Origin of the sequence: Luteococcus sp. Sow4_B9 (assembly GCF_052116585.1) — a bacterium.
In the GTDB taxonomy this organism is placed as follows: Bacteria; Actinomycetota; Actinomycetes; order Propionibacteriales; family Propionibacteriaceae; genus Luteococcus.
In genome coordinates, this window is sequence record NZ_JBQKKT010000005.1 from 145,016 (window position 1) to 166,523 (window position 21,508).

The 21,508-nt window shown below is 66.7% G+C and carries 16 protein-coding genes; 7 read left to right on the plus strand and 9 right to left on the minus strand.

Annotated elements, in window-relative coordinates:
* Window position 1: 1 nt before the first annotated feature.
* The 3 genes from ACTQ49_RS05380 to ACTQ49_RS05390 are packed head-to-tail and all read right to left on the minus strand — an operon-like array spanning window position 2 to window position 8,678.
* Window positions 2-955 (minus strand): 5'-nucleotidase, encoded by a 954-nt coding sequence (locus tag ACTQ49_RS05380; RefSeq protein WP_441826819.1) that lies wholly within the window; start codon window positions 953-955, stop codon window positions 2-4.
* The gene (locus ACTQ49_RS05385; protein WP_441826820.1) at window positions 952-5,817 is read right to left on the minus strand and encodes a class I SAM-dependent DNA methyltransferase; all 4,866 of its coding nucleotides are present in this window, start codon (window positions 5,815-5,817) and stop codon (window positions 952-954) included. The genes ACTQ49_RS05380 and ACTQ49_RS05385 overlap by 4 nt, the downstream gene beginning before the upstream one ends.
* Before the next feature lie 2 nt (window positions 5,818-5,819).
* Window positions 5,820-8,678: a helicase-related protein gene (locus ACTQ49_RS05390; RefSeq protein ID WP_441826821.1), complete on the minus strand. Its 2,859-nt coding sequence runs from the start codon at window positions 8,676-8,678 to the stop codon at window positions 5,820-5,822.
* Between the two features lie 217 nt (window positions 8,679-8,895).
* Here ACTQ49_RS05390 and ACTQ49_RS05395 point away from each other — a divergent pair, with 217 nt between their 5' ends.
* From ACTQ49_RS05395 to ACTQ49_RS05405, 3 genes are read left to right on the plus strand one after another with little or no spacing between them, the layout of a single operon-like run.
* On the plus strand, window positions 8,896-9,555 hold the full coding sequence (locus ACTQ49_RS05395; RefSeq protein ID WP_441826822.1) for a DUF6308 family protein: 660 nt from the start codon (window positions 8,896-8,898) through the stop codon (window positions 9,553-9,555).
* 31 nt (window positions 9,556-9,586) lie between these two features.
* Window positions 9,587-10,216, plus strand: a complete 630-nt coding sequence (locus tag ACTQ49_RS05400) for a hypothetical protein (protein WP_441826823.1) — start codon at window positions 9,587-9,589, stop codon at window positions 10,214-10,216.
* A gap of 42 nt (window positions 10,217-10,258) precedes the next feature.
* Window positions 10,259-10,711 carry a hypothetical protein gene (locus tag ACTQ49_RS05405; RefSeq protein ID WP_441826824.1) on the plus strand — a complete coding sequence of 151 codons (453 nt, stop codon included), beginning with the start codon at window positions 10,259-10,261 and terminating at the stop codon, window positions 10,709-10,711.
* Window positions 10,712-10,715: 4 nt separating this feature from the next.
* On the opposite strand, the gene ACTQ49_RS05410 is transcribed toward ACTQ49_RS05405, so the two are convergent.
* Both ACTQ49_RS05410 and ACTQ49_RS05415 read right to left on the minus strand, forming a co-directional pair.
* Window positions 10,716-11,753, minus strand: coding sequence for a GNAT family N-acetyltransferase (locus tag ACTQ49_RS05410; RefSeq protein WP_441826825.1), 1,038 nt, complete (start codon window positions 11,751-11,753; stop codon window positions 10,716-10,718).
* A gap of 197 nt (window positions 11,754-11,950) precedes the next feature.
* A complete protein-coding gene (locus ACTQ49_RS05415) occupies window positions 11,951-12,382 on the minus strand; it encodes a helix-turn-helix domain-containing protein (RefSeq protein ID WP_441826826.1) in 432 nt (143 codons plus the stop codon).
* 198 nt (window positions 12,383-12,580) lie between these two features.
* Between ACTQ49_RS05415 and ACTQ49_RS05420 the strand changes: the two genes are divergently transcribed.
* On the plus strand, window positions 12,581-13,423 hold the full coding sequence (locus ACTQ49_RS05420; RefSeq protein ID WP_441826827.1) for a phosphatidylinositol-specific phospholipase C/glycerophosphodiester phosphodiesterase family protein: 843 nt from the start codon (window positions 12,581-12,583) through the stop codon (window positions 13,421-13,423).
* Between the two features lie 9 nt (window positions 13,424-13,432).
* Here ACTQ49_RS05420 and ACTQ49_RS05425 read toward each other — a convergent pair whose 3' ends face one another.
* Window positions 13,433-13,930: a hypothetical protein gene (locus tag ACTQ49_RS05425; protein ID WP_441826828.1), complete on the minus strand. Its 498-nt coding sequence runs from the start codon at window positions 13,928-13,930 to the stop codon at window positions 13,433-13,435.
* A gap of 173 nt (window positions 13,931-14,103) precedes the next feature.
* Between ACTQ49_RS05425 and ACTQ49_RS05430 the strand changes: the two genes are divergently transcribed.
* The 3 genes from ACTQ49_RS05430 (at window position 14,104) to ACTQ49_RS05440 (ending at window position 18,987) form a co-directional block, all read left to right on the plus strand.
* Window positions 14,104-15,192 carry a hypothetical protein gene (locus ACTQ49_RS05430; protein ID WP_441826829.1) on the plus strand — a complete coding sequence of 363 codons (1,089 nt, stop codon included), beginning with the start codon at window positions 14,104-14,106 and terminating at the stop codon, window positions 15,190-15,192.
* Complete coding sequence (locus ACTQ49_RS05435; protein ID WP_441826830.1) at window positions 15,185-15,529, plus strand: hypothetical protein; 345 nt, start codon at window positions 15,185-15,187, stop codon at window positions 15,527-15,529. The genes ACTQ49_RS05430 and ACTQ49_RS05435 overlap by 8 nt, the downstream gene beginning before the upstream one ends.
* A gap of 248 nt (window positions 15,530-15,777) precedes the next feature.
* Window positions 15,778-18,987, plus strand: a complete 3,210-nt coding sequence (locus ACTQ49_RS05440; RefSeq protein ID WP_441826831.1) for a DEAD/DEAH box helicase — start codon at window positions 15,778-15,780, stop codon at window positions 18,985-18,987.
* Window positions 18,988-19,106: 119 nt separating this feature from the next.
* Here ACTQ49_RS05440 and ACTQ49_RS05445 read toward each other — a convergent pair whose 3' ends face one another.
* From ACTQ49_RS05445 to ACTQ49_RS05455, 3 genes are all read right to left on the minus strand, one after another.
* Window positions 19,107-20,000 carry a hypothetical protein gene (locus tag ACTQ49_RS05445; protein WP_441826832.1) on the minus strand — a complete coding sequence of 298 codons (894 nt, stop codon included), beginning with the start codon at window positions 19,998-20,000 and terminating at the stop codon, window positions 19,107-19,109.
* Between the two features lie 83 nt (window positions 20,001-20,083).
* On the minus strand, window positions 20,084-20,707 hold the full coding sequence (locus tag ACTQ49_RS05450; protein WP_441826833.1) for a hypothetical protein: 624 nt from the start codon (window positions 20,705-20,707) through the stop codon (window positions 20,084-20,086).
* Between the two features lie 164 nt (window positions 20,708-20,871).
* Window positions 20,872-21,495, minus strand: coding sequence for an HAD-IA family hydrolase (locus ACTQ49_RS05455; RefSeq protein WP_441826834.1), 624 nt, complete (start codon window positions 21,493-21,495; stop codon window positions 20,872-20,874).
* Between the last annotated feature and the right edge of the window lie 13 nt (window positions 21,496-21,508).

Below are 21,508 nucleotides of genomic sequence, written 5' to 3' on the forward strand. Positions count from 1 at the left end.
GTCACTGCTCCTGATCTGGGGCTGAGGTATCGGTGGTGACGTTCCTAATTCCGAAGGGGATGTGCACGGCCGGTGCTTCGAGGTCGGCATCGGTGAGATGTCGTCGCTGGTCGTCGAAGAAGATGTGCGGACGCAGCACGTTGAGAACCTTCGTCTTGGGGATGCCACCCAAGAAGAACGCATCGTCCACTTGGAGACCCCAGCTCTTGATGCTCTGGATAGCGCGCTTGTGGGCTGGGGCATTCCGCGCCGTAACCAAGCTGACTCTCACTCGGCGCTGGTAAGTGGAGTCTTTGTCCACGAGCTCATCCTCGAGTCGCTGGATCTTGTTGATGGCAGCCAAGAAGCGTTGCATCGGGCCGGCTGGCAATGGCAGATCTGCCTGGTCGGCTTCGCTCTGTTGGTACGCATCGATCCCTTGTTCGGCGTAGATACGTTCCGATTCGTCGCTCGACAGGACACCATCGAAGTCGAAGGCGATGCGGAGCTGGTTCCCATCCGTCTCCAAGCGCGGGCTGCTCTTCAGTACTTGACCTGCAGGCTGACCGCTTTCCACCGCTCTGCGCACGTCGTCGCCATTTGCCGACAGGAAGAGAGACATGTTGAAGGCTTCCATGAAGTCCTCCGACCCAGTGCCGCGCCTGAAGATGGCCCGGGAGATGGGGAGCTCATGATGGGCAATGGACTCCATGACACGTAGTCCAGATGTGGGGCTGTTGCGTGACATGACGATGACTTCGACGAGACCGTCGTGCAGGTCATTGAGACTCAAGAGCCGCTTGACGAAGGGAAAGGCTGGACCGGGTTGGAGCGGGTTCTGCAGGTGGTCCTGTTGATACTGCTCGTACGCCTCACTGCCGCGGGCCATGAAGATGGCGTCCGACTCCGTCAAGTCGAACAGTGCGCTGGAGGCAACGCCAACAACCAGCGCCTGAGTGAGATCGGGGGTGCTCACCGTGACTCTCCTGACATTCCGACCAGGCGGCGTTCAAACTCGGTGTAGGCGACGCGCATGTCATGCTCTCGGTCGTAGGGCTGGAAGGGCAACTCGTAGACGTAGGTGTTGCCGGCCTCATTGGTGTGGGTGCGCTCTTCCTCGGTGGTCCGGTCGCCCTTCTTGCGCCAGGTCACCAGCACCGGGTTGGGGACGATGCGGCCATTCGCGTCGAAGGTGTACTTGTCATGGTCATAGCCGTAGAGCACCGCGAACTGGGTGCGGTAGACCGTACAGAGCTGGTCGGCCGTGACGCCCAGCATCAGCGCCACCAGGGCATCGATCTCCACCAAGGCCTGACGACGGTCAGCCGCCCGACGCAGTGCAGTGTCGGGTGTCCACTCGGGGCCGACGGCACCCAGCTCACAGAAGACATGCTCCGACGATGTCCACGAATCGGTGGCGAAGGCCGGGTCATAGACCTCGCGCCACAGGTCAGCGTATGCATGGGTCATACAGTTGAGGCGAAGGCACCGAAGGAGGGTCGCTGCAAGTAGGGGTCCGCCGATCAGCGGCATCCGCTCCAACACGGACGTGCGCAAGTTAGCCATTGGTGCTGCCCGAACGTTGAAGTCGGCCAACAGGGACGAGCACGCAGCACTCGCACGCACGAGATCTTTCAGAGTAGACGCGGAGGCTGTTACCACGCCGTCGATATGTGCTGCGCTGGGCGGGATGATCGCTGAAATGAGTGTCCTCTCACCCGTGTTGGCGGCCATCTTCCGCCATGCGAGGCGGTACTGGCTGCGGGCGGGGATGGGGGCGCCGTCGGGCTCGGGGCTGGGCCAGTGGGTGTAGTCGCGGTCGTACTTGGCGGGGTCGCCGGCTGGCTTGTAGGCCGTGACAGGGATCGCGTCCGGGGCCAAGGTCTCGAAGTCGGTCTCGGCCCAGTCCTTGTTGGACTTCATGGAGGCGCGGGGGGTCTTGTACATCGGGGTTCCGACGAAGAGATGTGGGCCCTGGAGAATCACTTCATCCCACGAGGCTGGCTCGCCCCACTGCTGGGTGAAGTAACCCTTTTGTCGGTCGGTGGTCTCGTTCCATCCTGCGGAGAACGCGAGTCCGAGAGTCGCCAATCGAGGTCCATTGGATAGCTGCTGCAGTGCTTCGGCAACTTCTCGGTTGACCGTGTACAACATGCGGGTCCGACGAGGGTCCCTGAGGCCAGGGTCGAGGATGTCTCGCCAGCCGGACAGGACTTTGTCGGTGACCTCTTCGATACGCTCCTTGTGAGGGCGTTGGTCCCAATGGCCCTCGAACTTGAAGCCTGGTGCTTCGCCTTCCCCATTGTGACGTCGGGATCCGGTGACGGTGTCGGGATGGTAGAGATTGCTCGCCTGCAGGAAGCAGGGCTCCCGTCTGTTACCGCCATAGACGTTGGTGCCATAGGCCACGTGGTTGTCAATGTCGTCGAAGAGCTTCAAGTCATTGCCGAACTGCCAATGGCGTCGCAATCGGCTGTACGTTGCAGTCCTGAGGGTGCCTGCCTTCTCTTCTGTAAAGTGGCTGTCCGGATGCAGCAACCCAATCATTCCGTGCGGGCTGTTGTGTGCCCATGTTGCGGCCATGAAGCAGCGGTACAGATCTGGACGTAGACCGTCCAACTCTGGATAGTTCGTTCGAGCACCGACATATGCGCGGAGGGCAACGGTTTCGCTATCGCTGGAGGCGACGAGGCCGGGCATGCCCTCGATGGCGAGTGTTGCCTCTTTCCGAGCCTTCTTGGCAGTCTCCGGCGGCTTGTCACTGAGCTGCCACCACGGGTCACCCTCGGCCAGAAGGGCGTCCACGTCACTGTCGGGGCGTACCCACGGCGGGTTTCCCACCTGCAGGTCGAAGCCGCCGCGACCGAAGACCGGGGCGAAGTGCAACGGCCAGTGGAAGAAGCCCTGCTCATCGGCGATTCGCTGACAGACCCGCAGCCACGGGTGCAGCTCCAGTGCTGCCTCAACAGACTTCGCATTGGCGCCGGCCAGTACAAAACGTTCCTGCTCGGCCAAGTGCGCCCACTCGTCGGCGGGGCTGAGCACCTGATCATCCTGGAAGTGCTTCCTGCTGGACTTCTCGGTGACCGCGGCGCCCAGGATCATCTGGCAGGCACTGAGCCACCCGGCCAACGTGGGCGGGGTGATCTCGTCACCGGTCAGTGGCCAGAACCATAGGGCGCACCAAGCATCCATGATGCGCTTGAGGCGCTGGAAGGCGCCGTTCGGGTCGGCGAGGGATTCCTCGATCTGCTCACGGGAGACGTGCCCCTCGACAGGCTCGGGGATCGGGGTGGGGTGCTCGGGGGTCGCGGTGGGGTGCGCGGGCGACCCTTCGACAGGCTCAGGGATCGTGCTTTGGACCGGCTTGGGGATTGTGCCCTCGATCCCCTTCGACGAGCTCAGGGAACCGCGGTCCATGCCCCAGACGGGGATGTCGCGGCGGGACTGCTGCTCCGCAACGGTCAGGCGGCGCAGAGCCATCGTCCACAGCTCTTCCACCTGGACGGCGATGGCCTGCAGGGTCTTGATCTGGGCGGGGGTCGGCTTGGTCTTCAGCTTCTTGCGCCAGTCCTTCACCGCGACGACCCGCTCCGGGGCCAGCGCCTTCGCCTCCTTGGAGTCCGCCGTCGCACCCCAGCCCTCGGCGGGCAGCAGGAAGTGGTGGATCTTGCCGTAGGCGGCCGTCGGGCCGGTGGCGTCGGTGGTAATGCGCTCGGCCAGGTCCGTCAGCGGCAGGGACTTTCCCTGCTTGCCCAGCCAGGCCTTGGTCTTCACATCATCGGCGGAGTACAGCTCGCGTCGGGCGCCGATCAGCGAATTGCCGCGGCGCAGGTGCAGGCCGAACCACGGCGCCTGCAAGCCTTCGGCCATGGTGTCCAGCCACAGCGTGATCTCCGCGAACTCCACCGCCGTCGCATTCAAGTCCACGCCGTGGACATTGTGCAGCGCAATATAGGCCTTCACCCGCTGCAGCTCGCGGGGATAGTCCTCCGGGGCAATGCGCTCACCCAACTCGTCCTGACGTCGCTTCAGGTACTGCTCCGCCAACTGCCGCGTCGCCTCAATGGCAAAGGCCCCCGAACCCAGCGCCGGCTCGCAGATGCTCATGCCCAGAATGTCCTCGGCGGGCGTAGTGACGCCGTCCTGGTCCAACAGCTCCTCCAGAGCCTGACCCACCGTGAACTTCGTGAGCACCTCGGGCGTGTAATACGACGCAGACTGCTGCCTCGCACGCCCCGACAGTCGGTAGACGAACTGGCCCTGCTTGTGGATCACCGGCTGCTCCTCGCCAGTGGCCACATCCTTCCGCTTCACGAAGTCCTTGGCGTCGATGCCCTGGGCCCGCTCCACCGGAACCACCCACGACCCCTTCTCCGGATTTCCGTCGCGCGCCACCTCATAGAGGTCGGTTTCGGCGAAGAAACCCGTGTAACTCATCAGGCCCTCGTAGACGGCGCCCAACTGGTTGATGCCCAGATCCACATAGCTGATGAAGCCGCGGTCCCTGCCCCTGGTCTCCGCGCTCAGCAGCAACTTCTGCAGCACCTGCTGCAGGGCCTCGTTGCCCAGCTTCGTCTCCGAGATCAGGGCAATGGACTGCGGAAGGAAGAGATCAGCGCGCAGGGGGTGGAAGGTGAGGGTCTGGTCGTCGGGGGCCTCGACGGGCTCGGCCGCCGTCACGGTGGGCTCGGCCGTCGGGGTGGTGGTGTGGCCCTGGTCCACGAGGCGGAAGAGGACCTCGAGCGAGTCGTAGAAATGCGTGCCCTGCTTGGACTTCTGCGAGGACAAGGTGGTGAGCGTCAGCTCGCGCAGACGATCCAGGCTGTAACCAGCGTCGTACTCCGGGGCGCCAGTGGGCAGCACCCCCAGCTCGGGGGAGGCCTCGGCGTAGAGCAGGAAGAGGATCCGGTACAGGAAGCGGAGCGACTGGCGCGCCAGCGGCTGGGCCTGGCTGGCCGGCAGCGGCGGCAAGCCCTGGGCACGGCGCCGAGCCACCACCTCGTTGGCGATGATCTCGATGCTGCGCCGCACCCCCTCACGCAGGTCCTTGCTCACACCGACGGTGTGCTTCACGGAGTCCTCAAGGGTGCCGGTCCACCAGACCTGGCCGTCCGCGTCGGGCGCCAGAGAGTTGGCCTCAAGACAGGTCAGCATCCGCTCGATCTCGCCGGCCTGCTTGCCGTCATTGCGGTCGCACACCGCCTGCAGGTCCACCGCCAGGTAGCGGCCCTCGGCCCAGCGGGCCTGCTCGGTGACCAGCGCGAAGCGGCCGGCCAGCAACAGCACGAAGCTGGGCGCATCATCGGCCAGGAAGATCCGGGAGATCGCCCTGGTAGCCAGGGTCTCCGTCGTGCGCTCGTCCACCTGCCACGGCTCGGTCAGGTGCAGGGGGTGCTCATCGGCCTTGGCGAAGACATCATCCACCGTCGCGGCAGGCATGGCCATGACCACCGCCAGGGGTGCAGCTTCGGTCACGCCGGGCGTGTTGAACCACGTCACCGGGCCCTCGACGTGGGTGGTCAACCCGGCGCCGCGGTAGCCGAGGACGGCAAGCAGCCGCTCGTACACCTCCGTCACGGCCGGGACACTCTGTGCCGGGCGAACGTTCCCCTGGTCATCGGCATCGGTGTAGAGCGCGGCAATCTGCACCGCCAGCTCGCCCCGGGCCGCGGTGAAACGGCTGCGGGAGGTCTCCAGACCATCCTGCTTGGCCTGCTCCCACTCCTTGCGGCGCTCCAACACCAGCTTGCGGAAGGACTCGTTGTTGGCGTCGCTGTTGAAGTAGTGCTCGCTGAGGAAGTCCTCGCCCACCACAAAGGCATCGCTGATCGGCATGACTACCGGCTCCCCTCACTGACGGCATGATCCTGCGGAAGCACCAACAGCAACGGGCGCACCAGGCGCTGCGTGGGGGCCATGTCCCGGATCAACTCCTCCTCCTGGAGCACCGACAGGCGACGCTCCTTCAAGTCCAGACGCTGGGCCAGCTCATTGGCCTGCTGCTGCCACTGCGACGTGCGTTCGCTCCACGCATGGATCCGGGCCCGAGCCTCCTGCTCAGCGGCCTCCATCTGCAGGTTCATCTGGCTTTCGGCCTGGTCAACGCCGTGCCGCACCAGTGGCTGCAACTGCTCGACGTTGGCGCAGGCACCGGGGTTCACCATGGTGCTGGCAAAACCCACAGTCCGGAAGAGATCCGCCGGAGATTCCACCACCTCGGCCATGGCGAACGCCGGATTGACCGGATTGGGGAAGGTGACATTCACCCACGATGCGGCCACGGTCTGCCCGTGCCGATTGGTCAGGGTGCCCACCAGCAGCAAGGTGGGGCTGGTCACGTCGCCCCGCACCACGAAGACCTGGTTGCGAGCCAGATTGGCCAAGGCCTTGTCCGCGGCCCAGTCCAGCACCGGGTGCTGCGGGCTCAGGTAGAGCGCTTCGGGCCATGACGAGTCCGACGCATCGCTCAGGGCGGCTTCCAACAGCTCCTTGCCCTTGCGCTTGCTGGTGGCCAGGAGCAGCCGATCCCGGACCTTGCGTTCTTCCAGATAGCTCTGGGGGAGGACTTCGAGGCGTTGCTGGAGGTCCTTGGGTGGTTGGAAGGCCACCAGGTCCTCGTCGGGCATCTCCTGCCAGGAAACACCGCCAGCCGGTTCCGTCGCCTCGGGCGTCTGGTAGGCGGCCACGAGAGCCTCGCGCAGGAAGTCGACGCTGGAGGCGTACAGGTGAGTGGACGCGTCCGGCTCGGCCTGCGGCGGGCTTGACGGGGCCGCCTGCGCGAGCTGGGCGAACAGCGCCGTGATGGAATCCACCTCCGGCTGCTGCACCGACGAGACACTGCGCACCACGCTGTCCAGATCCTGCTTGCCTGCGAGGACCCGCTTGATGGCCTCCTCCTCACGTTCGGCGGAGTACTCACCCATCAGAGAGGCGGCATCGCCGAGCGCGGCGTGCGCTTCGTCCTCCTTCTCCAACAAGCGGTGCAGGATACGCACGTCACCGGAAAAGTCCTCGGCGGACGGAATCAGGAGCAGCGACGTGATCTGGGGATTCTCCCGCTGGCCGTAGCGATCAATACGGCCATTGCGCTGTTCAATGCGGATCAGGCTCCACGGAATGTCGTAGTGGATCAGCTCATGGCACTGCTTGTGCAGGTTCACGCCCTCGGAGGCGACGTCACCCGTGACCAGCACCCGAATCGGAGAGGTGGTCTGCTTGAAGCTGTCGACGATCTCCTGCTGCTCCACGTCGGACAGGCCACCGTGCAGGATCGCAACCTGCTCTTCCCTGAAGCCCTGCTCGTCAATCAGCCGCTGCTGCACGTAGTGCAAGGTGGGGACGCGCTCGGCAAACACGACGGCCCGATTGGTGCCGGTGCGCGTCACCTTGATGGACTTGAGGTACTTCGCCAGCTCGTCGAACTTGCCGGACTCATGCCACGTGGCGTCGTTGAGTTCCTGCAGACGACGCAGCGCCCGTGCTTCAGTCTGTTCCTTGTCCGTGGCCCCGTTCTCCACCTTGCGCAGGCGTTCCTTCAAGGATTCGCGCAGCGCGGCGGGGGAGGACAGGTAGGCCTTGGCCAGAGTCCACGGAAACAGCGTGCTCACCTGCCCGGAATAGGGCGACGGGCCGTCCTTAGGGTGCAGCCACACGTCGGCCAGCTCCTGGGCGACGGCATCCTCGGCCGGTGATGCCGTGACCGCAATGTGCTGCGGGGGCTTGCGCTCCGCCCAGTCGGCCCCCACCACCCGGGCCACGTCGTCACTGTTGCGGTGGCGGCGCACCACCAGCCGCTTGACCTCGTCGTCGATCAATTCGCCGTCAGGTGTGACAGCCGTCGGTTCCAGCAGCCGGACCAGCTCCGCGAAGGACTCCTTGCGCCCATTGTGCGGCGTGGCCGAGGCAAGGATCAGGGCATCGGTATTGGGGGCCAGAACGCGCGCCAACCGATTGTTCTGCGTGGAGGAATTGGTGACGTTGTGAGACTCGTCAATTACCACCGCATCCCAGCGATGCCGACGCAGGTCGCTGGCAAAACGCTCCTGCTTCAACGTGTCCATGGAGATGATCACACGGTTGAAGAAGGTGAACGGATTGCGCGTGGCCGGCAGCTTCTGCTTCACCCGCTGCACGCCCACCGAGTCCAGACGCACGAACGGAATGGCGAAGCGGCTCCACATCTCGTTCTGCATCTGCTCCAGGACATGGCGGGGACACACGGTGAGGATGCGTTCGCCCCGGCCCCGGCGGATCAACTCCGACAGGATCATGCCGATTTCCAGCGTCTTTCCCAGACCCACAGCGTCGGCCAGCAGAATGCGGGGCCGCAATGCCTCCGGGCTCAGCGCCTTGCGCACGGCATTGTGCTGGTACTCCAGCGGGTCCGCGAGAGCTTCCTTGCTGACCGTCAGACGCTGGTCCGTCAGCGGCAGCGGCGTCTTGCGAATGGTGGACTCCAACCACAGGCGCGCGTTCTGATAGCGGGGCGAACCGTCGGCGACGAGGGTCGCATCGCGAGGGTCGAGCACCTCGATGGTGTCCAGCGACTCGTAGAACGTCGCTGACGTTCCGCGGACCAGCTCGCCGAGACCCTGGACCGTGATCAGCTGGCCGTCGCTGGTCTGACGCACCTGGGTGACAAGCCACTCCTCGTCGCGGACGACGACGATGGAGCCGGGAGCAAGAGTCGCAGTCATCGCGGAGCAGTCACTTTCCTTGTGTGGTCTGGGCTCAGGCTAGCGGGGGAGGACCTGGGCGCCCAGCTGGACCACCTGATGGGTCCCTGATTCTGATGAGCACCTTAATTGGGGTCGTGTTCTTGGGCACCCCTCGGTTCGTTCCGAGATGCTTCCGCCATCACCCCGGAAGGTGTGGGCACTGCTGCCCACACCGTGCAAGACAGGAATCACAGTGATGAACAGCGAATGGTGGACACCCAACGATGCCGTGAACGCGCGCGCAGTGGTGCGCGCCCGCCGGGCCGTCTCCTCACCCGACGCGCCGGAAGACTTGGCGCGCTACTACGCCGTTGACGGGAACTACGCCGGGGCAACGTTCACCACCCTGGAGGGCAATGACCCGCACCGGATCACGCCGGCAGACCTGCTTGCCATCACCACGTTGTCGGTGAGTGTCTCGCCACGGGGAATCCGTCGCTTCGAGAGCAATGACGGGGCAGACTTCCTGCGGAACCTTGACGAACAGTGGGACCTTGGCGATGAGGACGCTGAAGCTCATGCGGAGTCAATGGGTGCCCTGTACTCCTTTGTGAAGGAGCGGCTCGAAGGCAACAAGTGGGTGACGGCATCCAAGATCTGTGCCCGCAAGAGGCCCAAGCTCTTCCCCGTGCGGGACACGGTCGTCAGTCAGTACCTGGGGCTGACCATGCAGGCCAATGAGGACTGGCCGGCCTTCGCGGCAATCATGCGGGACAAGGAGACTCTCGACGCGCTTGCTCAGGCCGTCGCGGGAGCCCAGCGTCCCGGTGTGGATCTGGGGGAGGAAACCCCGATGCTGCGCCATCTGGACGTGGTGCTCTGGATGGCCGGCCTCCGGGAGGGACGCACAGCCTGAAACTGTCAGACCCGCCCGCAATGCTGGGCCCATGGAGCAACCCCTGCGGTTCAACATGCTGCGCCCGGATGAGGTCGAAGGGGACCTTGCCTGGGCGTGGCACCGGTTCGAGCGGGATCAGGATCGGCCTTTCTGGGAGACGCCGCTCTTATCGTGCGGCTATCCCCGGGAGTTCGTCTTCTTGGGCCACTGGCTGACCGACACCGCCAGCGGCCACGCTCTCCGGCACATTGCCAGCGATGAGCCGCTGCTGGACCCCGAGGAGCACGCCTACTTTCTGGAGGCGCTGCATGCCGATGCCTGCGCCTACCAGGAGCTCGTCCGCGACGGCCTCCCCGGCCAGATTCCCGTCGCAGAAACCAGTGCGTTGGTGCCCGTCGTCATCCACCTGATCCGCGGCTGGTACCCCGTCGAGGACGTGCTGGAATCCTTCCGTGTGCTCGCCGCATGGGAGGCTGAGGCAACAGAGGACGATGTCCTCAACGCGCTGGAATCCCTGCCCCACCCAGAGCTCCCGGCGCACGCTGTGCTGGACAGGCTTCGGCTGGGCGAGCGGCCGCCCATCAAGCCACCTCGGGTGGGATCGAGTGAAGCCACCCTCGTGGACGAGGCTCTTTGGCGAACGCTCGAGGGGCTTTGCGCGAGTGACGAAATCAAGTGAGAAGGAACCCGCTCCCGGACTGCAGCCACTACCCTCACGCGCATGTCGGGGGAAATGAGCGGGAGGCAGCTTGCGCGCCTCATCCGGGACTTGCCGGAACACTGCCCCATCTCGGATGCCTATGAGGCAGCCCACTTGCCGGGGGACCGTTGGTGGAGCAGCCAGCGCCAGCACCTATCGGCCTGGTTCAATGAGCTGTCCGGCCCCAGAGCCTTTGGGCGGCAGTCGCGCGGAACGCCAGCACGGCTCGGCTACAACCGATTCCAGTGCGCGCCCGGTCTGTTGTGGTTGGCTGAGGCACTGGGCGAGGATCCGGCTGTGGTCCAGGCCGCCGCAGACGCTGCGGGAGGTCAGGGTCGGCCAGCCACCCAGTGCGCGGCCATTCGTCGCGTGATCCCGTGGCAGCGGATCGAGCAGCTCCTCGAACCCCGCCTCGACGCCAGACACATCTCCCGAAGCCAGGCCCGCAAGCGGATCCGGGCAGCGCGACCCTGATCCGTCACGGGGTTCTCCACCAGTTGTCCGGCGCATCCACTGGATAAGGCTCCACCGGATCACCCGGGCGCCAGGTCGTCGGCACGACGTCGTCCGGGAAGTGCAGCGTCGTCTCGTCGAAGTCCACCTCGAAACGCCTCAGCACGCGTCGGCGGAGCCCGAAGAACTCGCCTGAGATGGAGTCGCCCGCTCCCTCGCGACTGCCGGTGACGCGCGTGTTGTGCAGCCGGTTGCCGCGCCACACGTGGTTGACGGTGGTGGGTCCCAACAGGACCGCGCACAGTCGGTCGACGTACTCCGTGAAGACCTCCTCCACTTCCTCGGGGCCCATGTCGGCGAAGTCCGGCCCAGTTCCTGCCCCGGCCACATGCCCCAAGAAGACCGATGCCGTCGGGAGGACCTCCAGCAGCGCCACGCGACGCGGGTTGCCGGGAACACGCAGGTGCAGCCGGAGCGCTTGGTCGTCGTCGCCCGGTTCCACCAACCACTGCACCTCGGGGTGCCGCGCCAGCACCTGCGGGGCCATCACCGCCACGTGCTCGATGTCCGGCCGGAGCGGCATTTCCATCGCAAGCGTCGTGCGCCCGGCCTGCACCGACTCCTCGACAACAGCAAAGCCCAGCGATCCGTACAGTCTCCGCGCGGGCGCATTGTCGGCGAAGACGTTCAACGTCGCCCGCAGAGACCTCGCCAGTTCTGGGCTGTGCAGCCGGGCATGCTCGAGCAGCTCGGTGACCAGGACTCGCCCAAGTCCTTCGCCGCGGCGCCGGGGATCCACCAGCAGACGCCCAAGGTGCACCGCGTCATCCCGCAGGATGAAGGAGCCGGTGCCCACCAGCTCCCCGTACACCCACAGCGAGCGCACCTGCCACCCTTCGGACTCGGTGTCCAGCAGGGCCTGCGGCTCAAGAGGAAAGGCCAGTCTGGGGCCGGCGAAGAGCAACAGCTCCTCGGCGCTGGAGACCCAGCAGCTGACCTGTTCAGCGTCAGACAGGGTTGTGGGGCGGAGGCGCACCGTCCCGTCGGGCGTGTGCTCAGTCATTCATCAAGCCGTAGGACTGGCGGGCTGCGGACTTCAGAGCGATCGTGCGGAGAGCCTGCCGGACAACAGCGGCGAACATGGGGCAACCAGCCTTGAGCAATGACTCGTCGAGCTGTCGGCAATCGGGGCGCGACACCGTTTCACAAGCACGCAGGCGACATCGGTAGTGGGCGGTGGCGCCTGCATGCCTGGTCCGATCAGTCAGACAGCTCCGGGTGCTCCTCGTCGAAGGCCCGGAGTGCTTCGAAAGCAGCGATCCGCTCACGCTCGCGGGAATCCCTGAGAGCGATCACGTCATCACGGTGGAATCGGGTGTGACTGCCGACCTTGAAGGACGGGATGGCACCCTCCCGGGCCAACTTCATCAACGTGGGGCGCGAGACGCCCAACAGATCAGCTGCCACGGTGCTGGTGAGCTGCTCTGGGGTGGTGCCGATGCTCACCCGCCCACGCTCCGCGAGGGCGGCCAGCGTCTGGTGGAGGACCGCCTGCACCTCGTCTGGCAGCTCGACGTCGGTGCCATCCGCGGTGCGCAGAATGATCCTGGTGCCTCTGCTGGGCTGGGTGGACCGGACCTGGTGGACGGTCTTGCTGCTGATGTGGATGCGCTCGGTGGTCAGGGTGGTCATGGGTGTTGCTCCTTTGGCTCACAACCTCTTGACTCGAGGATAGCTCGCTTTCAGATACAAGTGAAACGCCTTTGTGTCGTGGTCTTGGCGGGGGAAGGGCGCGGCGTAGGACTTTCCCCGCGCGACAGCTGTCGTTCCCCAACCCGTCACCGGCCCGCGATTTCCTTGCAGGGCAACAAACACCCCCAAGGAGAACCCATGCCCCGCAAGATCCTCGCGCTGGTCACCTCGCTGCTGGCCGCGCTCCTGCTGGCCACCGGTATTACCCCGGCTCACGCCGCCAAGAACCCCGTCGACCTGGGCACCCCGGTCCCGCAGACCCACGCCCACAACGACTACGAGCACACCCGCCCGCTGTACGACGCCCTCTCCCACGGCTTCGTCTCCGTCGAGGCTGACGTCTGGCTGGTCGACGGCGAGCTGCTGATCGCCCACGACAAGGAAGACCTCGACCCTGCCCGCACTCTCGAGGGCCTCTACCTGGAGCCGCTGCGCCAGATCGTCAAGGGCAAGGGCCGCAGCGTCTACCCCGGCTGGGACGGCTCGCTGCAGCTGCTGATCGACATCAAGACCGAGGGTGAGAGCACCTACGCCGCCATCGAGGAAGCGCTGGCTGGCTACCCGCAGGTCTTCACCCGCTACAGCCACGGCAAGGTCAAGCAGGGCCCCGTCACCGCCGTCATCTCCGGCAATCGCCCGGTGCAGACCATGACCGACGCCACGGTGCGTCGCGGCTTCTACGACGGTCGCAGCACCGATCTGCGTTCTGGCATGAGCCCCGATCTGATGCCGCTGGTCAGCGAGAACTGGACCAAGCTGTTCACCTGGCAGGGCGTCGGCGAGATGCCGGCTGCCGAGCGCGCCAAGCTCGTCGACTACGTCACCACCGCCCACGAGGCTGGCTACACCGTGCGCTTCTGGGCCACCAACGACATGCCCGGCCCCGCCCGTGAGGCCTTGTGGACCGAGCTGGCGGCCGCTGGCGTCGGCTACATCAACACCGATGACCTGGCCGGCCTGGAGGCCTTCCTCACCGCCTGACTTGTCGGATCAGGGCGCCCCGTCTCCGTTGGAGTCGGGGCGCTTCGTCTTCCCCCGCAACCCCGGCACCCGGACCCTCCTCCGCGCCGGCTCTTCCCCGCCCAGGCCAAAGTTCGTCACGTCCAGGATCAGCTGGTTGCTGTCGCGCAGCAGCCGCTTGACCTCCTTGGGGCGTTGCTTGCCGGCCAGTCCGTCCACCAGCGGCGCCCGCATCCGCAGTTGCGCCATGCGGCGTCGCCAGTCCTCAACCGGCGGTTGCAGCTCGGGGAAGTCGGCATAGCCGGCCATCGCCTGTTCCACCAGTTCCAGTTGGTGCTCCACCTGGTCCTTCACGGGCCCCTGCTCGGAGGGGGTGAACTTCTCCTTGGCCTTGGCGACGTATTTCTGCACGGTCTCGTTCTGGACCACGTGCTCCCAGGTCTTGGGGTCCTTGATGGTGGGCATGGCCGCGGCCACCAGCCACGCGGCGATCTCTGCGGGAACCTTGGCCGGGATCTTCTTCGCCATCGTCGCTCCTTTGGGTCTGTGCCCAGACTAGGTCAGCCGCTGGCCGCGCTGCTCGTTGACCAAGTGTTCAGGTCCACCCGCTACTTCCGTCGCATCCCCTTCAGTCACACGACAGCAGGAAGTCTTGGCAACTTGACCAGAACTGGCCCATGATGACCGATATAACCACTGTCATGGTCCCCGAATCGCATGGCAACGCTCCGCCGGTCTCCCTGCCCGCCGGCTACCTGCCTCCGTACGGGACGCGCCTCACCGTGGACTCCTTCGCCCAGCAGGGCAGCGACACGTGGGCGGCCGACGGACTCGACGCCCGGGGCAGCCCCGCCCGCTACGAGCTCACCGTCACCGCCCCCGGCCGCGCCATGTGCCGCGTCAACGGCGAACCCACCCGCTACCGCAACATCTACTCCCACCAGACCGGCGGCCTCGAAAGCAGCCTGCTCGCCTGGTTCGACTGGATCCTGGCCACCGACGCCGCGGGGCGCCTCCTGCTCGCCGCCGATGACTACGGCGGCGAGACCGTCGCCGCCCAGCTCTTCCGCGCCGAGCACCACCTGGTCCGTCACGACAGCCAGGAACGCTGCCTCACCGACTTCACCACGCTCCCAGAGCTGCAGGGCTGGCTCGACGAAGCCCTGGCCCCCACCCCGCTGCGCACCCGCGTCGTGGCGTTCGAGGCCATCGGCAAGGAGCCCGCCCTCCTGTGCGATCTGCTCGGCCCGGTCCGCGAGAACCCCACCGGCCCGCTCACCCCCGAGGCCGGCCTGCGCTACCTGCCCATGCCATTCGGCACCGCCGAGAGCGTCGGTTTCGTCCGCGGAGAGCTGGGCGACAGATTCCGCTCCATGACGCGCGTCGGCTTCGACGGCAGCACACCCAGCTGGGTGCACGCCGTCTCCTTCGTCCCCACCTCCGAGCTGGCGCACTTCGGTGTGGAGACCCGCACCACGGCCGACGGCGAGTCCTGGTGGGCCATCCTGCTCGACGGCGTCGACGTCTGTCTGGTCATCCCCCGCGGCACCGACGAGCGCGACTGGCCCATGAACATCAGCGCCGGCTATGACCAGGACGGTCAGGAGGCCACCATCGGCATCCGCCCCACCCAGGTCAGCGAACGCGAGAACCGGCTGCAGGACCACTTCCAGCGCCGCTGGGGTCGCTGGCTCGACGCCGCCGTCGTGCTGGACGACGAGGAACTCGCCGCCGGGCTGAAGAGCGTCGAAGCCATGCTGGACAAGGAATTCGGAGGCCGTCATGGGTGAACGCACCGCTCGCTGGCGCGCTGCACTGCTGGAGCGCTCCCGCCAGGCCAACCAGCCCGAACGACAGCCCGTCGAGCCGACCCCGATGGAGTGGGGCGACGGGGACCGCGACCACTGTCAGTGGACCGACTCGCTGTGCACACAGACCCCGACCCACTTCGTCACCCGCGCCGTCCCCGACGGCCAGCCCGCTGCCCAGCCGGAGTACTACTGCGCCCGCCACTGGGCCGTGACCCTGGCCCGCCTGCAAGAGGTGGAGCTCGCTCGGTGCAGCTGCCCGATGCCGGAGCACCTGCGCCAGGCAGGGGCTCTCGTCGGGCCCCGCTGGGGGCGTTGACCGGGCGGATCTGCACAGGCCCGTTCGCCGCGGCAGTGCCCTGACCGAGCCGGCCAACACCACCCGGCCCCGCGGTCAATCGGGTCGAACTCCGCAAACCGACCTCCGAATGTCGCTCCGGCGGGCGGCGCAGGCTCGGCCAGGCGCTCCGGGCGTCAACGTACGGTCGGTTTGCGGAGTCCCCTGCGGAGTCCCCTGACAGAGCCCCCGGTTTGCGTCCCGGGCTCGCAGGGCGCAGAGTCGATCCCATGGCCGCGCAGCAGTACCCCTCCTGGGTTCGGGAAGTGACCGACGAGCAACTCGTCGCCAGCTTCGGGGCCCCCACCTTCTTCCGTGGGTCGGACTACGCCAAGCAGGGTCGGGTGGACAAGGTCACCATCGCCAGCGAGAAGGCCGTCTCCGCCCAGGTAACCGGCACCGGCCACTCGCCCTACTACGTGCTGGTGACCTGGAATGGCACTCGCGCCAGCAATACCTGCACCTGCCCGGTCCGCCAGGACTGCAAGCACGGCGTGGCATTGGTGCAGCACCTGCGCACCTCCAGTGACCGTCTGGAGATCCCGCGCTGGCAGCGGGAGATGACCCGCATCCTGGGCACCTCCCAGCAGGACCAGGGCGGGACACCGCTCGGCATCCAGTACACGCTGCTGCTGCACGACGTGGAACTGCGCCCCGTCTACTGGGGTGCCCGCAACACCTGGGCCCGCGGCCAGCTCACCTGGGACCGGATCGACATCCCACCGGTGATCCCGCGGGGCCCGGTGCACGACCCCGCCCACATGCGCGCCCTGGGCCGCATCCAGCGGGCCGCCACGGAGGCCCGCCGCACCCGCTGGGGTTACGCCGCCGCCCGCGCGAGCCACCTGCTGCTCTCCGAGCTGGGCCACGACGGCTGGCGCCTGATCCAGGAGGCCGTCCACGCCGGTGTGGAACTGGTGCCTGCCAAGGAGTCCAAGGCCGTCACCTTCCGCGGTCCGGAGCTCACCCTGGGCACCCGGCTCACCTCCGACGACGAGGGCCTGCGTCTGGAGCGCACCCTGCTGCTCGATGGGGAATCCGTGCGCCCGGTGAACATGTTGGGCGTCCCCCCGCACGGCGCGCTGCTGCCCGGGGAGAATGGCAACCGGATCGCGGTGGGTTTCACCGAGCCGCTCGACGAGCACGGTCAGGCGCTGGTGCACCTCACCCAGGTGGAGATCCCCGCGCAGGATGTCGGGCAGTTCGCGCTGGACTACCTGCCCCGTCTTCGTCGGGTGACCACGGTGGCGCAGGCCCCGGATCTGGAACTTCCCGTGGCCCGGCCGCCGCAGCTGTTGGTGCAGCTCAGCCAGTCGCCTTCCGAGCAGGAGGTCGCCGCGACGCTGTCTCTGGGCTTTCGCTATTCCTTCACCGGTGCGGCCAGTTCGGTGGACGTCACCGCCAGTTCCGGACGCAGTTTCGCCTCCCGCGACGCCATTGCGGAGCAGGCCTTCCGGCCGCTGGTGGACGAGCTGCTCGGCGCCCCCAGCAAGATCTCGGAGCAGTTGCCCGCCACGAAGGAGTTGGTGGGCAAGCCCCTGCTGGAGTTGTGGCAGCGGCTCGACGCCCTGCGGGATCGCGATGACGTCATCGTGGAGGTCTGGGAGGATGCGCCCCGCTATCTGGAGCTCGACGAGGCTCCGGAGATCCGTCTGGAGGTGGGTGAGAATCCGGGCCGGGACTGGTTCGACCTGGAGGTGCAGGTCTCGGTGGGGGAGAACCGCATCCCGCTGCCTGATCTGCTGCGCGCCTTGAGCGCCGGCGATGACCACTTGGTGCTGGACTCCGGTGAGTGGTTTGCCCTGGATCACCCGGAGCTTGACCGGTTGCGGGAGCTGCTCTCGGAGGCTCGCCTGCTGACCGACCCGGACAGCGACGGGTCCGTCCTGCGCCTGCGCCCGGAGAATGCCGGCTGGTGGGAGGAGTTGGTGGAGCTGGGCGTCGTGGCCCGCGAGAACCAGGCGTGGACGCAGATCTCCTCCCGGCTCCTGTCAGCCGACGGCGCTCCCGAGCTCGCCGCGCCCGGCAATCTGCGCGCCGAGCTGCGTGGTTACCAGCTGACGGGCCTGCGCTGGATGGATTTCCTGCGCAGCGTCGGGCTGGGCGGAATCTTGGCCGATGACATGGGTCTGGGCAAGACGTTGCAGGCGCTCGCGCTGGTCTGTTCGTTGCAGGAGCGTGAGCTGCTCGACGGGCCGGTGCTGGTGGTGGCGCCGTCGAGCGTGGTGGGGGCGTGGGCCGAGCAGGCGGAGCGGTTCGCCCCGACGCTGCGGGTGGCGAACCTGGCCGAGACCTCCCGCAAGCGTGGAATCCCTGTGGCGCAGGCCATCGAGGGCGCCGACGTGGTGCTCACCAGCTATGCCGTCGCCCGGCTGGATGTGGAGGAGTTCGAACAGGTCAGTTGGCAGCTGGTCTTGCTGGACGAGGCGCAGTTCGTGAAGAACCGCCAGTCGCGCACCTATCTGGCGATGCGACGAATCCCTGCCCGCTCGCGGTTTGCGCTCAGCGGCACGCCGCTGGAGAACAACCTGATGGATCTGTGGACGCTGCTCTCACTCACCGCACCGGGTGTCTTCCCGGATTCCAAGGCCTTCACCGACGACTACCGCAAGCCCATTGAGGAGGGTGGCGAGGTGGGCGCCGCGCAGCTGGCACAGTTGTTGCGACGTCTGAAGCCGGTGCTGATGCGCCGCACCAAGGAACTCGTCGCCCCGGAGCTGCCGCCGCGCCAGGAGCAGGTGGTTCCGGTGGAGCTGAACCAGGAGCATCGTCGGGTCTACGACCGGCAGTTGAATCGGGAACGCCAGCGCGTGATGGGGCTGGTGGGGGACATGCAGAAGAACCGCATGACCATCCTGCGCTCGCTGACCCGGCTGCGGCAGCTGAGTCTGGCGCCCGGGTTGGTGGACAAGGAGAACGCCGCGATCGAGTCCAGCAAGATCGAGGTGCTGGTGGAGCTGATGGCCGATGTGGTGGCCGGAGGTCACCGGGCGCTGGTCTTCAGCCAGTTCACGGGCTTCCTGGGGATGGTGCGCGACCGGTTGAATGCCGAGGGGATCGAGACCGTCTATCTGGATGGCCGCACCCGCAATCGCCAGGCCCGCGTCGACGAGTTCCGCGACGGCACCGCGCCGGCCTTCCTGATCTCCCTGAAGGCGGGCGGTTTCGGCCTGACCTTGACCGAGGCCGACTATGTCTTCATGCTCGACCCGTGGTGGAATCCGGCCGCGGAGGCGCAGGCGGTTGATCGTGCTCATCGCATCGGCCAGGACAAGCCGGTGATGGTCTACCGGCTGGTGGCGACGGGCACCATCGAGGCCAAGGTCTTGGCGCTGCAGGAGCGCAAGCGGGAGTTGTTCAACCAGGTGGTGGATTCCGGCGACGGGGCGGTGGGTGCTGCCCTGAGCGCCGACGACATTCGCGGTCTGTTGGAGTTTTGAGGCGAAGCCCGCCGAACGGTGCGGGTTGTGCACCGGAGCCGGTGCACGATCCGCTCAGGTGGACGCGGGTGGACCGTGACGGCACCGATCGGGGTGGTGCCGTGTCTGGCCGATGGTGGTCACCGGGTGACGACTGAGACCAGTTCGCCCACCTCCACGGTGCGATCGGCGCTGCGCTGCATGGTGATCAGGCCCGCTTGGCCCAGGGCGCTCCACTCGACTGCCCAGACGCTGGTGGCGGTGATGGTGGGATTGCCGGGGCTGCGCCAGGTGTGTCCGCAGTCGGGTGATTCGGCCATCGGGTCGGCGTCGGTGGGGCGGGGACTGGCACTGGTGCACGTGAGCGTGGTGCCGTCGCCGGTGTCCACGGTGGTCCGGACACGATGGGCGACGAGTGTGACCGGGATCCCCTGTTCGGTGACCGACGCGTTGATGGTGTCGGTGTCATCGGTCCAGATCCACACGGGGAGCCCGACCGCGAGCATGTTCCACTCGTTGACGCTGGGTTCCGGGCCCAGGTGGGGAGCGGGCAGGGGCAGGTTGATCTGGCTGGCCGCGGTGGTGGCGACGCTGATGACGTCGATCACCGGGGCTGGCGGCGGCGCGGCCGCTGCAGGCTGGCCAGGCTGTGCCGGTACCGCAGGATCGGCGGCCGGCGGGGCCGGCTGGGCTGGTGGGGCCGTGACCACATAGTCCTCGAAGGCGCAGGGCGTACCAACCGACGCGATGCACGTCGTGTCGACGTAGTGCCGGTTGCCATTGCGCGCCGACGGCGGTGGGACTGCTGGGAGCCCCGGCCCGCCCGACGAATGGCGCACGGCAGGCTGCCCGCCTGAGCGCAGTGAGGTGGGGCCCAGGTAGGTGCGGTTGGCGTGGGAGCCGCCGGATCGGGTGGCCGGTCGGGCCGCGGGCCGGGCGACCCTCCGGGTGGTGGTGCGGGTGGCGGTGACGCGCGCTCCAGAGTTTCCGGCGACACGGGTGAAACCGGTCTCGGTACTCGAACACGCACTCATGTCCGCACTGCAATTGGCCCATGCGGAAGTGGGGCTGATGAGCAGCAAGCCTGCGCTCCCCAAGGCGATCAGAACGAATCGAGTCAGAGCGGGCATGTTTCAACGGCCTTTGAGTCGCTCGTGAACCCCTTGAGCTTGCCATCGAATCGCTGGAAGTAGATCTCCTTATAGGCAAGGCCACCGTTTCCCACTACCTTGCCGGTCCCAGTGTCGATCACTTCTCCTTCCGTCGAGTCCACGCACACGCGAATGGAAACGAGACTGCCTCCCCGGCTGACCCCGGGATTCGGCGCAATGGCAGTGAGTCGAGATGAGGAGCCACGAGCTGGCGCGAGCCCCTCGCTGAGGGAATTGGTGATGGAGTTCTGAATCGCTTCCTTCATCGTCCCAGTGATGTAGGTATCCATCGTGGCGGGCAAGGTCGCCGGTTCGTAGGAATGCGACTCCAACTTCGCCATCTCCGCGTGGTAGGCCCGGTACACCTCCACCGCCTCCAGATACAGCGGGTCCTGACTCGGATCCACGCTCGCCCCGGAACCTGCAGAACCGGTCGCTCCGGGGGTGCTCGCACTCCCGCCGGGGGTCGCCCCATCGGACGTCACCACGGCGCTGGGGGTCGCGTCGGGGCTGGTGGTCGCCGCGGGGGCGTCGGGGCTGCAGGCGGCAACAACGCACCCGAGGACGATCAGGCTGACTGGTTTGCGCATGTCCGGCTCCTGGGGGATGGGCAATGCGGTCAATGTGCCAGCCGTCGTCAAATGTGCCAAGAGTCATAACCGGCCGCGGCCCCGCCCAATCCGCCGCCATCCCTTGCTTGCTGAGGGAATGCGGGCCAACCAAATTCCACGTGAATTCCACGAGCCCTCGCGGATCACAGCCCCAGCAGTGGCCTCAGCTCATCCAGGTGGGCCACGCTGTACTCGGCGTCGTCGTCCACGGGCGCCTCGGGTGATTCGAGCACTGCGGCGTTGATCCCCGCGGCATGGGCGGCGGTCGCGTCAATGGGGCGGTCGCCCACACCCAGGCACTCGGCCGGATCCAGCCCGTGCCGCTCCAGCATGACTCGGTACATCTGCGGGTCCGGCTTGCGCGGATGCCCGTCGGCGGTGGAGATCAGGTCGTCCACCGTCAGCCCCAGGCCGTCCAGCAGGCCCATGGCGGATCCGCGCTCGCGGTGCGTCACCACCAGGTTCATCCCGCCGGCAGCAGCCACGTCGCGCAGCAGGTCCCGCGCTCCCGGCACGGGCGGGGCGGGTTCCTTCTTCCACAGGGCCTTGAGCTCGGCATTGGCCTGCTCGAACTCCGTCGGCTCAATGCCAAATCGCGTGCTGAGCGTTGCGATCGCCTCACCGGTGGAGCGGCGCGTGAGACGCGCTACGTCCGGGATCTCCACGTCGTGGCCATGGCGGCGCACCACGTCGGCAAAGGTTGCGTCGAGTTGCGGGTAGGTGTCGACGAGCGTGCCACCCATATCCCAGAAGAGGTGCCGGAACATGTCATCCAGACTA

Coding starts and splice junctions, on each gene's coding strand:
- ACTQ49_RS05395 (WP_441826822.1), top strand. CDS start 8,896: ATGAACAGCGAATGGTGGACACCCAACGATGCCGTGAACGCGCGCGCA.
- ACTQ49_RS05405 (WP_441826824.1), top strand. CDS start 10,259: ATGTCGGGGGAAATGAGCGGGAGGCAGCTTGCGCGCCTCATCCGGGAC.
- ACTQ49_RS05415 (WP_441826826.1), bottom strand. CDS start 12,382: ATGACCACCCTGACCACCGAGCGCATCCACATCAGCAGCAAGACCGTC.
- ACTQ49_RS05400 (WP_441826823.1), top strand. CDS start 9,587: ATGGAGCAACCCCTGCGGTTCAACATGCTGCGCCCGGATGAGGTCGAA.
- ACTQ49_RS05455 (WP_441826834.1), bottom strand. CDS start 21,495: ATGTTCCGGCACCTCTTCTGGGATATGGGTGGCACGCTCGTCGACACC.
- ACTQ49_RS05385 (WP_441826820.1), bottom strand. CDS start 5,817: ATGCCGATCAGCGATGCCTTTGTGGTGGGCGAGGACTTCCTCAGCGAG.
- ACTQ49_RS05440 (WP_441826831.1), top strand. CDS start 15,778: ATGGCCGCGCAGCAGTACCCCTCCTGGGTTCGGGAAGTGACCGACGAG.
- ACTQ49_RS05445 (WP_441826832.1), bottom strand. CDS start 20,000: ATGAGTGCGTGTTCGAGTACCGAGACCGGTTTCACCCGTGTCGCCGGA.
- ACTQ49_RS05420 (WP_441826827.1), top strand. CDS start 12,581: ATGCCCCGCAAGATCCTCGCGCTGGTCACCTCGCTGCTGGCCGCGCTC.
- ACTQ49_RS05390 (WP_441826821.1), bottom strand. CDS start 8,678: ATGACTGCGACTCTTGCTCCCGGCTCCATCGTCGTCGTCCGCGACGAG.
- ACTQ49_RS05425 (WP_441826828.1), bottom strand. CDS start 13,930: ATGGCGAAGAAGATCCCGGCCAAGGTTCCCGCAGAGATCGCCGCGTGG.
- ACTQ49_RS05410 (WP_441826825.1), bottom strand. CDS start 11,753: ATGACTGAGCACACGCCCGACGGGACGGTGCGCCTCCGCCCCACAACC.
- ACTQ49_RS05435 (WP_441826830.1), top strand. CDS start 15,185: ATGGGTGAACGCACCGCTCGCTGGCGCGCTGCACTGCTGGAGCGCTCC.
- ACTQ49_RS05450 (WP_441826833.1), bottom strand. CDS start 20,707: ATGCGCAAACCAGTCAGCCTGATCGTCCTCGGGTGCGTTGTTGCCGCC.
- ACTQ49_RS05430 (WP_441826829.1), top strand. CDS start 14,104: ATGGTCCCCGAATCGCATGGCAACGCTCCGCCGGTCTCCCTGCCCGCC.